General features: G+C 71.6%; 12 protein-coding genes. 6 read left to right on the forward strand and 6 right to left on the reverse strand.

All coding sequences use genetic code 11. The annotated features are described in order from the left end of the window. On the reverse strand, window positions 1-425 hold a 425-nt coding region (locus KME77_RS23115), incomplete at its 3' end, for an FAD-dependent oxidoreductase (protein WP_246610571.1). Further along, window positions 418-927, reverse strand: coding sequence for a TetR/AcrR family transcriptional regulator (locus KME77_RS23120; RefSeq protein ID WP_219471029.1), 510 nt, complete (start codon window positions 925-927; stop codon window positions 418-420). The genes KME77_RS23120 and KME77_RS23115, both read right to left, overlap by 8 nt. A gap of 31 nt (window positions 928-958) precedes the next feature. Between KME77_RS23120 and KME77_RS23125 the strand changes: the two genes are divergently transcribed. Next, window positions 959-2,521, forward strand: coding sequence for an FAD-binding oxidoreductase (locus KME77_RS23125; RefSeq protein WP_219471039.1), 1,563 nt, complete (start codon window positions 959-961; stop codon window positions 2,519-2,521). A 4-nt stretch (window positions 2,522-2,525) separates the two neighbouring features. Here KME77_RS23125 and KME77_RS23130 read toward each other — a convergent pair whose 3' ends face one another. Beyond that, the gene (locus KME77_RS23130; protein ID WP_219471030.1) at window positions 2,526-2,930 is read right to left on the reverse strand and encodes a hypothetical protein; all 405 of its coding nucleotides are present in this window, start codon (window positions 2,928-2,930) and stop codon (window positions 2,526-2,528) included. Between the two features lie 130 nt (window positions 2,931-3,060). Between KME77_RS23130 and KME77_RS23135 the strand changes: the two genes are divergently transcribed. Together KME77_RS23135 and KME77_RS23140 are read left to right on the forward strand one after the other, a co-directional pair. Beyond that, a complete protein-coding gene (locus KME77_RS23135; protein ID WP_219471031.1) occupies window positions 3,061-4,551 on the forward strand; it encodes a metallophosphoesterase family protein in 1,491 nt (496 codons plus the stop codon). Between the two features lie 21 nt (window positions 4,552-4,572). Then, window positions 4,573-6,138, forward strand: a complete 1,566-nt coding sequence (locus KME77_RS23140) for a bifunctional 3'-5' exonuclease/DNA polymerase (protein WP_219471032.1) — start codon at window positions 4,573-4,575, stop codon at window positions 6,136-6,138. Window positions 6,139-6,187: 49 nt separating this feature from the next. On the opposite strand, the gene KME77_RS23145 is transcribed toward KME77_RS23140, so the two are convergent. After that, complete coding sequence (locus tag KME77_RS23145) at window positions 6,188-7,426, reverse strand: MFS transporter (protein ID WP_308250842.1); 1,239 nt, start codon at window positions 7,424-7,426, stop codon at window positions 6,188-6,190. 517 nt (window positions 7,427-7,943) lie between these two features. Between KME77_RS23145 and KME77_RS23150 the strand changes: the two genes are divergently transcribed. Further along, window positions 7,944-8,306 carry a type II toxin-antitoxin system RelE/ParE family toxin gene (locus KME77_RS23150; RefSeq protein WP_246610573.1) on the forward strand — a complete coding sequence of 121 codons (363 nt, stop codon included), beginning with the start codon at window positions 7,944-7,946 and terminating at the stop codon, window positions 8,304-8,306. A 2-nt stretch (window positions 8,307-8,308) separates the two neighbouring features. Continuing rightward, the gene (locus KME77_RS23155; RefSeq protein ID WP_219471034.1) at window positions 8,309-8,659 is read left to right on the forward strand and encodes a helix-turn-helix domain-containing protein; all 351 of its coding nucleotides are present in this window, start codon (window positions 8,309-8,311) and stop codon (window positions 8,657-8,659) included. Window positions 8,660-8,673: 14 nt separating this feature from the next. On the opposite strand, the gene KME77_RS30010 is transcribed toward KME77_RS23155, so the two are convergent. Further along, window positions 8,674-9,585, reverse strand: coding sequence for an MOSC domain-containing protein (locus KME77_RS30010; RefSeq protein WP_219471035.1), 912 nt, complete (start codon window positions 9,583-9,585; stop codon window positions 8,674-8,676). A 185-nt stretch (window positions 9,586-9,770) separates the two neighbouring features. Between KME77_RS30010 and KME77_RS23165 the strand changes: the two genes are divergently transcribed. Continuing rightward, complete coding sequence (locus KME77_RS23165; protein ID WP_219471036.1) at window positions 9,771-10,556, forward strand: alpha/beta hydrolase family protein; 786 nt, start codon at window positions 9,771-9,773, stop codon at window positions 10,554-10,556. 211 nt (window positions 10,557-10,767) lie between these two features. On the opposite strand, the gene KME77_RS23170 is transcribed toward KME77_RS23165, so the two are convergent. Then, window positions 10,768-11,310 (reverse strand): serine/threonine kinase C-terminal domain-containing protein (locus KME77_RS23170; protein ID WP_219471037.1); only part of this gene is annotated, 543 nt, incomplete at its 5' end.

Below are 11,310 nucleotides of genomic sequence, written 5' to 3' on the forward strand. Positions count from 1 at the left end.
AGCCCGTCGCCGAGCCGGTAGCCGGCCATCAGCAGCGCCGCCTGCCGCCCGGACACCTCCGGCGTCAGCGGCAGCACGTACGGATGCGCCTTGACCAGGTGCGGAGCGGTGCGCCGCAGCAGGATGCCGCGCTCGACGGCGCTCTCGCGGGCGACGCCCACCTGCGCCTTGGCGAGGTAGCGGAGCCCGCCGTGTATCAGCTTGGAGCTCCACCTCGACGTGCCAAAAGCCAGGTCGTGCGCGTCGATCGCCGCTACGGTGAGACCGCGCGAAGCGGCGTCCAGCGCGGCGCCCGCGCCCGTCGCGCCCAGCCCCACGACCAGCACGTCGACCTGTTCGTCCGCGACCAGGGTCAGCTCGCGGACCCGTCGCCGGGCGTTCAGCGAGCTGTCGAAACCGTTCGTGACCTTCAGCGAGCTACCCAAGATAGGCCTCCAGCAGGATGGCGAGCTCGGCGTCGAGCTCGTCGAGCGTCTCAGGGCCGAGCATCGTCGGCGCCGACACCAGGAACGACTGGGCCACCAGCAGCACCGCCCGCGCCTTGCGGCGGTCGCCGACGGCCCGCTCCAGCACGGCCAGCACCGCCTCGTGCGTCGCGCCGCGCCGGTCCAGCAGGTACGGCAGCAGCAGCTCCGGGTCCACCTCCACGATCTTGCGCCACAGCGGGTGCCCGCGCAGCCGCCGCACCCCCGCGACCACCGCCGCGACCGGGTCCGACATGTCGAGATCGGCGACCGCCAGCACCCATTCGCGCGTCATCAGGTCGGCGACCAGGCTGCGCACGTCCGGCCAGCGGCGGTAGAGCGTCATCCGCGACACTCCCGCCCTGCGCGCCACGTCGGTCAGCGTGGTGCGCCGCACGCCGTAGGCCAGCACGCAGTCACGGGCAGCGTCCAGTACGCCGTCATTGTGACGAATCGACGTCATGTGTCACAGTGTAGACGTGCTGAACGAACCCATGCTCTGGTCGGGCTGGGGCGACCCCGCCAAGGCCCGCGACCTGCCCCCCAAGGTCCACGAACTGCTGCGCGACCTCCTGGGCGTCCGCGACCCCGCCGCCCCGGCCGCCTCGCTCGAGTCCGTACGGCTGGCCCCGGTCGCGCTCTCGCCCGCGCACCTGGAGGCGCTGGCCGGCGTGGTGGGCCGCGAACGGGTGCTGACCTCCCACGAGGCCCGGATCCAGCACACGCGCGGCAAGTCGACGCCCGACCTGCTGCGGATGCGCGCGGGCGACGGCTCCGACGCGCCGGACGCCGTGGTGCTGCCCGGCTCCCACGACGAGGTCGTGACGCTGCTCGGTCTGTGCGCTTCCGAGCGGATAGCGGTGGTGCCGTTCGGCGGCGGCACGTCCGTGGTGGGCGGGCTGGCGGCCGACCGGTCCGGCTTCACCGGGGTGGTGGCGCTCGACCTGTCCAGGTTCGACCGGCTCGTCGCCGTGGACGCCGAGTCGATGGTCGTCACCATCGGGCCGGGCCTGCGGGCGCCCGACGCCGAGCGGCTGCTCGGTGAGCACGGGCTGACGCTGGGACACTTCCCGCAGTCGTACGAGTTCGCCACGCTCGGCGGGTTCGCGGCGGCGCGCTCCAGCGGGCAGGCCTCGGCCGGATACGGGCGCTTCGACGACATGGTGGTGGGGCTGACCGTCGCCACGCCCACGGGGACGCTCGACCTCGGCCGCGCGCCCAAGTCGGCGGCCGGGCCCGATCTGCGGCAGTTGGTGCTGGGATCGGAGGGGGTGTTCGGGATCATCACCTCGCTGCGGCTCCGGGTGCGGCGGGTGCCCGAGGAACGGATGTACGAAGGGTGGCGGTTCGCGTCGTTCCAGGAGGGGACGGCGGCGCTGCGGGCCCTCGCGCAGGACGGGCCGCTGCCGACGGTGCTGCGGCTGTCGGACGAGACCGAGACGATGATCGGGCCGGGGCGGGCCGAGACGGCCGGCAGCGGTGGCCCGGGATGCCTGATGATCGCCGGCTACGAGGGCCCGGCGGGCACGCCGCAGGCCATGGCCAAGGACACGGGGGACGCGCTGGCGCGGATGGGCGGCGTGCCGCTCGGGGCCGAGCCGGGGCGGGCCTGGGAGCACGGCCGGTTCTCCGCGCCGTACCTGCGCGACTCGCTGCTGGCCGCCGGCGCGACCGTGGAGACGCTGGAGACGGCCGGGTTCTGGTCCGGGCTGCCGCGCCTGTACGACGCCGTGCGGCTGGCGCTGCACGGGGCGCTGGGGTCGCCGCTGGTGATGTGCCACGTCTCGCACGTGTACGAGACCGGGGCCTCGCTGTACTTCACCGTCGTCACCGCCCAGCGGGGCGACCCCCTGGAGCAGTGGGAGCGGGCCAAGGAGGCGGTCAACACGGCCATCGTCGAGGCGGGCGGCACGATCTCGCACCACCACGGGGTGGGCCGCGACCACCGGGCGGCGTACGCGCGGGAGCTGGGGCCGGTCGGCGTGGAGGTGCTGCGCGCGGTCAAGGAACGGCTCGACCCGCAGGGCATCCTGAACCCCGGCGTCCTCATCCCCTGACCGGTCAGTCCGGCTCGACGGCGGTGGCCTCCGTCATGGTCGCGGCGGCCTCGCCGAGCCGTTGCAGCGCCTCGTACACCTTCGACAGGTGCACCAGCGACATGAACAGCGGCCCGTTCCCGCCGGGCCGGCACAGCTCGACGGCCTCCAAGCACAAGGGCAGCGCCTCCTCAGGCTGACCGCGTTTGACCAGGATCGCGGCGGCGGCCCGCAGGCAGCGCGCGAGCAGCGCCGCGTGCTCCTTCGGGTCGGCGGCCACCAGCTCCCTGCTGAGCGCGATCGCCTGGTGCACCCTCTTCAGCGACCCGCCTCCCCAGCGGGCGCGCTTGTGAGCGTACGCCAGCAGCCCCTCGACGGCGGCCACCTGCGCCGCGCTCCGGGTCGCGTCATCCGAACCGTTCCGGGCCATGGAAGCCCCCCTCGCGGCGACGAACCGCTTGCTTGGGGGAGTGACGCTACACCATCACGAACCGATTGTGTTCTTAACGGCACGCTCCGTTCCGGATGCGCCGGAGGAAGATCACGGCAAAGATGTGGTCATGGTGGAAGTCGCGGCCGAACGTGGAAAGCAGCTCTCCTCCCGGGTCTCGGAGGAGGGCGCCGGGTGGGCATGTCAGCAGTTAGGCACCTTCGACCGGCTCAGGCCGGATCACAAAGGGTTCACCTGGTTCAGCCCGCGCACGCTGTGGCACTCGCGCAACGAGATCATCGCCGGGCTGCTCGGCGACCCGTCCGGAGAGGTGCGCAGGCGCTGGGTGGCCGCGCAGGAGGCGCGCGGCGTCGACCCGGGTTTCCGCATCAAGCCGGACGTGGCCGGCAGCTTCAGCTTCCTGCTGCTCGGCGACACGGGCGAGGGCGACGCCTCCCAGTACGCGGTGGTGCCGGGCCTGCTCAAGGTGGGGCAGGACACCTCGTTCGCGGTCATCGCCAGCGACGTGCTCTATCCGGCCGGATCGGGCAACGAGTACGCGGACAAGTTCTTCCGCCCGTACAAGGACTATGACGCTCCGATCTACGCGATCCCCGGCAACCACGACTGGTACGACGGGCTCGGCGGCTTCATGCGCGTGTTCTGCGACGCGCCGCCGCTCAAGCCGAGACCGGACCGTGGCCGGCTGCGCGGCCTGCTGTGGCGCAAGCCGGAGACGATCGACGAGGAACGCCTGGCCGAGGCCCGCAAGCACCGCGACCGGCCCTCGCAGCGGGCCGCGCAGCCGAACTCGTACTGGGTGATCGAGACGAGCAGCCTGCTCATCGTGGGCGTCGACACCGGCATCAACGGGCACATCGACGCGCAGCAGGCCGAATGGCTCCGTCACACCTCGCTCGACCCGCGCCCGAAGATCCTCGTCACCGGAAAGCCCATCTACACGCGCAACGACTACAAGCCGTCCGAGCTGGAGGGCGGCGGCACGATCGACGACATCGTCCGCGCCCCCGAGCACCGCTACGTGGCCGCCATCGGCGGCGACGTGCACAACTACCAGCGCTACCCGGTCAGGGTGGGCGACCGGGTCATCCAGTACATCGTCTCCGGCGGCGGCGGCGCGTTCATGCACGCCACCCACACCACGCGCCGGGTGGACGTCGCCGGCGTGCACGAGGACGACTTCAAGTGCTACCCGTTGCGCGGCGACTCGCTGTCCTTCTACAGCCAGCTCTACGCCAAGCGGCTGCGGATGAAGTGGATCTACCTGACCCCGACCGAGGCCGCGTGCATCATGTCGGATCAGATCAAGAACACCCCGGTCCGTCCCATCGCGGGACCGGTCAAGATCACCCGCCGGATGCGGTGGGCGGCCAGGCTGCTCGGGGCGTGGCCGATGCCGTTCCGGCTGCCGGTGGGCACCGTTTTCCACCGGTACCTGTCGGAGCTGTCCGACTGGGACACACCGCCGTTCTTCAAGCAGTTCCTGCACCTATCCGTCACGCCGGACATGCTGAAGATCCGGTGCTTCGCCGCCACCGGCTGCCTGCCTCAGGAGATCGATCCGCCGGTGGAGGACGAGGTCCTCATCGCTTTGTCGTAGCCGCCTGGCACTCTGGACGGCGTGCACGTTGTGGTGACGGACGGGACCATTCTTCCCGTCGGCGGCTCCGCCCGGCCGGTGGACGACCTGGCGCGGGCCGTGGGCGAGCTGGAGGCCGAGCGGCCCCGCTGGGCCTGGGCCGACACGCGGGAGACCTACCCGGAGCTGCTGCGCGCGGGCGTGCGGGTGTCGCGCTGCCACGACGTCGCGCTCACCGAGGGGCTGCTGCTGGCCGCCGAGGGGCGCTACGGGCAGCCGCGCTCTGCCAGGGCCGCCCACGCCCGGCTGCACGGGCTGCCGGTCCCCGACGAGCAGCCGAACGTGCCCGGCACCCTCTTCGCGCCCGAGCCCCTCGACGCGCGGGCCGTGGCCGAGGTGCTGGCCGACCAGCTGCGCCGGATCGAGCTGCTGCCCGATCCGGGACGGTTCCGGCTGCTGGTGGCCGCCGAGTCGGCGGGCGCGCTGATCGCCGCCGAGCTGAGCCACGACGGCATGCCGTGGCGCCGCGACGAGCACGACGCCCTGCTGACCGAGCTGCTCGGGCCGCGTCCCGTGCACGGCATGCGGCCGGTCAAGCTGCAGACGCTGGCCGACGAGGTGTCGGCGGCGTTCGGGCACCCGGTGAACCCCGACTCCGTGCAGCAGCTCGTCAAGGCGTTCAAGGGGGCCGGCGTCGCGCTCAGGACGACCCGGTCGTGGGAGCTCAAGCGGATCGACCACCCGGCGATCGCGCCGCTGCTCGCGTACAAGGAGCTGGCCAGGCTCCACAGCTTCCACGGCTGGGTCTGGGCCGACCAGTGGGTGCGTGACGGGCGTTTCCGCGCCGAGTACGTGGTGGGCGGGGTCGTCTCCGGGCGCTGGGCCACCAGCGGCGGGGGCGCGCTGCAGATCCCCAAGGTGATGCGGCGCGTGGTGGTCGCCGACGAGGGCTGGACGCTGATCGTGGCCGATGCCGCGCAGCTGGAGCCGCGTGTGCTCGCCGCGATGGCGGGTGACGTGGGGCTGGCGAAGGCGGCGGGGGAGATCGACCTGTACTCGGCGCTGGCCAAGTCGTTCGGGGGCGAGCGCGACAACGCCAAGATCGCGATGTTGTCCGCCATGTACGGGGGCACCAGCGGTGACGCGCTCAAGCTGCTGCCGGTGATGCGGCAGCGCTTCCCCAAGGCGTACCAGTTCGTCGAGGACGCGGCCAAGGCGGGCGAGGAGGGGCGGCTGGTGCGGTCCTGGTTGGGGCGCACCAGCCCGCCGCCGTCCGAGCGGTGGAAGACGCTCGTGTCGGGGCCCGAGGGCGGGCGGGCGGCTCGCGACCGGGGGCGCTTCACCCGCAACTTCGTCGTGCAGGCCACGGCCGCCGAATGGGCGCTGGCGCTGATGGCGGTGCTGCGGGGGCGGCTGCCCGAGCCGGCCCGGCTGGTGTTCTTCCAGCACGACGAGGTCATGGTGCACTGCCCGCTCGACCAGGCGGAACAGGTGATGGCCGCCGTCACGGAGTCGGCGGCGCAGGCCAGCCGGCTGCTGTTCGGGCAGACGCCGGTGCGCTTCCCGATGGAGACCGTCGCCGTCCCCTGCTACGCCGACGCGAAGTGAGCCGGGGCCAGGCGGCTGCTCCCGCGCGGCCGGGTGCTGGTTCGCGCGGTTACGCGGCTTTCGCGTTGCGCCAGGTGAGCGCCAGCCAGAGCCCCGCGAGCGTCACCATCACGCCCACCACCAGCCCCAGCATCCCGTACGACAGCCCGCCCACGATCGCCCCCGCAACAATCGTGCCGGTCGCGCCGCAGACGTTCATCAACAGGTCGGAAAGCCCCTGGACGGCCGGTCTGCGCTCGACCGGCACCGACTCCGACACCAGCGCCGAACCCGCCACCAGCCCGCACGACCAGCCCAGACCGAGCAGCACCAGCGCCGTCGTCACCTGCCAGACCCGGTGCCCGGCCGTGCCCGCGAGGACGGCGGCGCTGAGCAGCAGCCCCATGCCGAGCATCAGCACCGGCACCTTGCCCGCCTTGTCGGACAGCCAGCCGACGACCGGCGACATGACGTACATGCCGGCGATGTGCAGGCTGATCACCAGGCCGATGACGTCCAGGTTCGAGCCGTCGTGGTGCAGCTTGACCGGGGTCATGGACATGACCGAGACCATCGCGGTGTGGCTGACCGCGATCATGACCAGCGCCTTGCGGGCCATGGGGGTGGTGCGCAGGGTCGTCCAGGCGTCCCTGATCGTCCGGTTCTGACCGGACGGGGAAACGGTCGCGCCGCTCCGACCGGATGTGGTCGGACTGCTCTGGTCTGACGCGGTCGTCAGGTTCTGATCGGATACCGGCGCGGGCGTCTCGTTCATCCGCCGGGCCAGCTTGAGCGGGTCGGGGCGCAGGCCCGCCGCGACGATGAGCAGCGCCATGGCGAACGCCAGCGCCGCGAACGCGAACGGCCCCGCCTTCTCCACCAGGCCCGCGCCCATGCCGAGCTGGTCGGTGGGCCTGGCCAGGTTCGGGCCGGCGACGGAGCCGATGGTGGCCGCCCAGACGACCAGCGACAGGTGCCGGGCCGCGTGTCCCGGCGGCGACAGGTCGGTGGCCGAGTAGCGGGCGGCCAGGTTGCCCGCGCTGCCGCCGCCCACGAGGACCAGCCCGGCCAGCAGCAGCGGCCAGTTCCGGACGCTGATCGCGACCACGGAGAGCAGGCAGCCCGCCAGCGCGGCCGCGTACGCGAGGGTGAGGCCGGCCCGCCGCCCGCCCCTGCCGGACGCCTTGGCGGTCGGCAGCGCCAGCAGGGCCGCGCCGAGCACGGTGGCGGTGCCCGCGAAGCCGCTGATCACGGTGGAGCCGGACAGCTCGTCGACGACGACCGAGCTGAGGGCGAGGCCGACGGCCACGCCTACGCCACCCACTGTCTGCGCCGCGGAGAGGACCACCAGGGTGCGCCGCTGGACGGCCCTGATTCGGTCAGGGCGTGAAATATCCGGCTTCAGGGGGGCGGAAGTCATTTGTGAAGTCTCCCATATACCCCGAGACCGCCCCAAAGCCCGCTTTTCTATGCGAGACCTCGCGCTCCTCGCTTTCCCCGCCGTTGGTGACTTTCCCGCTGATTGTTATCTTCACCTGCTTTTTTACGGCCGGCATGGGCCGGCCCCACCCGCCGCACACGGCCGGGCCCCGTCCAAGGAAACGCTCCTCCGGCGACACATGGCCGACCGCCGTTACGTGCGCACAGTTGACCGTTCGAGCGCGGGCTCCCTACCCCGCGACCGCCACCCAAAGGATCGTCGCGGGCGCCCTCGGTGAGGTGGCCCGACTTGTCGAGCCCGTTCGGCTGACTGCCTCTTCTGTCTCCTCAAGGGGAGTAGCCTGGCGGTCCTACTTAAGGCTAGCCTTGAATTTGGGAGGAACCTCTTGGCCTGGACGGTGAAGGTCACGGACGAATACGCCGTCTGGTTCAGTGCTCTGATGAAGGAAGATCTCGAGTCGGCCATCCAGGTCGCGCAGGCTGTGGCTGCGCTCCGTGAGGAAGGGCCCATGCTTGGCAGGCCGCTGGTGGACCGACTCAAGGGGAGTTTCCTGCATCATCTGAAGGAGTTGCGTCCAGGTTCCCGCGGACGCTCGGAGATCCGGATCATCTTCGCCTTCGACCCCACTCGATCGGCACTGTTGCTGCTGGGGGGCGACAAGGCGGGAAACTGGGAGCGGTGCTACAAGGAGAGCATCCCTCTCGCCGTACAGCTCTACATCGACTACACCAGCGACGACGAGGAGTGATCGTGGCCAAGAGGACGCCGGGGGATTGGGAAGAGCTGGAGCGGCAACTCCACGGGGCGGGCGTTTCTCCCTCTGTCATCGAAGCCGGGGCGCGGCAACTGCTGGCTGAGGCGCGCGGTCATCAACTGGCCGAGGCCCGCAAGCAGTTGGGCCTCGGCCAGAAGGACGTCGCGGCGTTCATGGATGTGAGTGTTGCTCGCGTCTCCCAGATCGAACATGGCGAGGTGACGTCGCTGGAAGTCATCGCACGCTACGTGGAAGCGCTCGGGGCACGCTTGGATCTGGTGGTCGACTTCGGCGACCGGACCCTGCGCCTCCCGGTGAGCGAGAAGTCCGTGGGCAGCGCCGCGTGATCTGAGGAGACATCTCAGAGGATCGTCACCGGGTCGCCCTCGGTGAGGTGGCCGGGGGCGTCCGGGATGAGGTTGATGCCGAACCAGACCTTTCCGTCCCATCTGCGGTGCAGTGACAGGGTGCGGATGGGTTCCTTGCCCTTCGTGTACGTGCGCGTGTCGATGGTGGTGAGGACGCAGCGGTCGCAGATCTTCGACACCCGGAAGTCCACCGCGCCGATCCGCAGGCGCCTCCACTTGTCCTCGGCGAACGGGTAGTCCGCGCCGTCCACCACCACGCTCGGGCGGAACCTGCCCATGGGCAGCGGCTCGGGCAGCTCCTCGCCGCGTTCGGCGGCCGTCTCGGCGATCCAGTCGTTGAGCTGGGCCAGCGAGGCCGTGGACGTGAGCAGCAGGGGGTAGCCGTCGGCCAGGCTGACGCGGTCGTCCGGCCTGCCGTGGTCGGGGTTGACCGGGCGGCGGGTCGGGTCGTCCATGTGGAGCAGGCGGGCGGGGCGGTCGATGAGCGCGCTCAGCCAAGCGGCCGCGTCGTCGCCGCAGTCGAGGAGCTCCACCTGGGTGCCGCGGATGTCGTACGTGGCGCGGTGGGACGTGGGGGTGACGCGGAGGGGCGGGGCGTGCGGGCCGGTGAGTGTCAGGGTGGGGGTCGCCTGCGCGCCGGAGGACGGCGAGGGCCGCGTGCCGGCGGATGCTGGTACGGGGGTGGTCCGCGTGCCGGCGGGGGACGGCGCGAGCGGGGGGTCGCTCAGTTCGGGGACGCACATCAGGAGCTCGGGGATCTGGCGGGCGGTCAGCATCCTGCCGTTCTCGTCGACGACGAGGTAGCGCCTGTCTCCCGCCAGGCCCCAGGGCTCGACGTCGGCCTCGTGCACTCGGTGTCCGGTTGTCGACTTGACGGGGTAACAGTGGATGCTGGCCAGCTTCATGCGGCTGACCGTACCGGACGCTCACCTTGTGTTTCGTCACCTTTTTCCGGCTCAGGACGGCCGGGGGCGGCCGGGAACGGCTGAGGACGGCTGGGGGCGGGAGTGCGGCACCTGGGGTCGGTGGTTCTCCGCCCTGGTCGTACCTTGGTGTCGCAGGTGGAAGATCCCCCGACTTGGAGAGTGCCATGAGAGCGGCGACCCCCGCGGTGACGTTCGACAGCGACGGCGTGCGGCTCCTGGGGGTGCTGCACCTGCCCGAGGGCGAGGGGCCGCATCCCGTGGTGGTGCTGCTGCACGGCTTCCCGGGGAACGAGCGCAACTTCGACCTCGCCCAGGCGCTGCGCCGGGCCGGGTACGCGAGCGTGGTGTTCCACTACCGCGGCTCCTGGGGAGTGGGCGGGACCTGGTCGTGGGCGAACGCCCTGGAGGACGCCGCCCGGGTGGTGGCCGGGGTACGGGACAAGGCGTTCGCGGCCGAGCACCGGCTGGACCCGGAGCGGGTGGCGGTGGCGGGGCACAGTTTCGGAGGGTTCGCCGCGCTCATGACCGGCGCCGCCGACCCGGACATCGTGGCCACGGTGTCGGTGTCCTGCTTCGACTTCGGCACGGCGACGCGCGGGCTGGACGCCGAGGGGCGGCGCGGGTGGGTGGCGGCCTTCGACGACGAGCTGCTGCCCCTCAAGGGCACGAGCGGGGAGGCGCTGGTCGCCGAGATGGAGGCGGCGGGCGAACGCTGGAGCCTGGCCTCGCTGGCGCCCCGGTTCGCCGGCCGCCCGGTGCTGCTCATCGGCACCGAACTGGACACGGTGACTCCCGCGGAGGTCCACCACCATCCGCTGGTGCCCGCCTACGCGGCGGCGGAGGCGGACCTGGAGCATCACGCCTGGGCCACCGACCACGCCCTCTCCGACCATCGCCTGCAGCTGGCGGTGACGGTCCGCGCCTTCCTGGACCGCACCTTGTCCAGTTGAGCTGGAGACTTGGGCAGGAGGAGGGACGATCACACTCCGGCTGGGAGGAAGTGCGCTCCGGCCCACTTCGCGCGCGTCACGGCGCCCGGCCCCGCGTCACCGGAGGAGCGTGCCCCTGGACAGGCGCCGGCCCCGTGCGCGCATTGGGGCCGGCCCATGCCGGCCGTAAAAAAGCCTGTCCTATGCCGGCCGTAAGAGAGGTGTATGGGGTTCAGGTGGTTTGGCGGAAGGTGTTGAAGAAGGTTTTGCGGGTTTCTGCCTGGTCGTCCCACTTCAGCTCAGGCATGTTGAACGTGATCTTGAACGCGTCCGCGTCGTCGATCGTCACGTACCGCGTCAGCGCGTGCATCGGCACCCCGTTGGCCAGCGTGTACGTGTACTCCCAGTCGGCGGACTTCCACCCCCGGTACTTCGCCGCCTGGAGCTGCACCTGGATGTAGCCGTCCACGCCGCCGTCCGACTCCTCGCGGCTCAGCTCGGCCAGGCCGCCGTCCTGCTGGGGCGAGGCCTGTGCGACCTTGATGGTCATGCCGGAGTCCTTCGGCCCGGTGAACGTCGTCTCGCCGCCCGACGTGGCCAGCTTCCAGCCGTCGGGGACGGCGGCCGAGAAGCCGGGCGGGGTCTGCTCGGTGAACCCGTCGGGCACGGTCGCCGTCAGCGGGTCGGCGGCGGGCTGCGACGCGGCGGCGGTCGCCGCGCTCGGCGTCGGCCGGGGCGCCTCGCCGCCGGGGGGGACGAACACCACCACGGCCAC

This window comes from Nonomuraea rhizosphaerae (genome assembly GCF_019396405.1).
Taxonomy (GTDB): domain Bacteria; phylum Actinomycetota; class Actinomycetes; order Streptosporangiales; family Streptosporangiaceae; genus Nonomuraea; species Nonomuraea rhizosphaerae.

Bases quoted from the DNA above. Each gene is read 5' to 3' on its own strand.
- KME77_RS23130 (WP_219471030.1), bottom strand. From the start codon at position 2,930: ATGGCCCGGAACGGTTCGGATGACGCGACCCGGAGCGCGGCGCAGGTG.
- KME77_RS30010 (WP_219471035.1), bottom strand. From the start codon at position 9,585: ATGAAGCTGGCCAGCATCCACTGTTACCCCGTCAAGTCGACAACCGGA.
- KME77_RS23165 (WP_219471036.1), top strand. From the start codon at position 9,771: ATGAGAGCGGCGACCCCCGCGGTGACGTTCGACAGCGACGGCGTGCGG.
- KME77_RS23120 (WP_219471029.1), bottom strand. From the start codon at position 927: ATGACGTCGATTCGTCACAATGACGGCGTACTGGACGCTGCCCGTGAC.
- KME77_RS23125 (WP_219471039.1), top strand. From the start codon at position 959: ATGCTCTGGTCGGGCTGGGGCGACCCCGCCAAGGCCCGCGACCTGCCC.
- KME77_RS23135 (WP_219471031.1), top strand. From the start codon at position 3,061: ATGGTGGAAGTCGCGGCCGAACGTGGAAAGCAGCTCTCCTCCCGGGTC.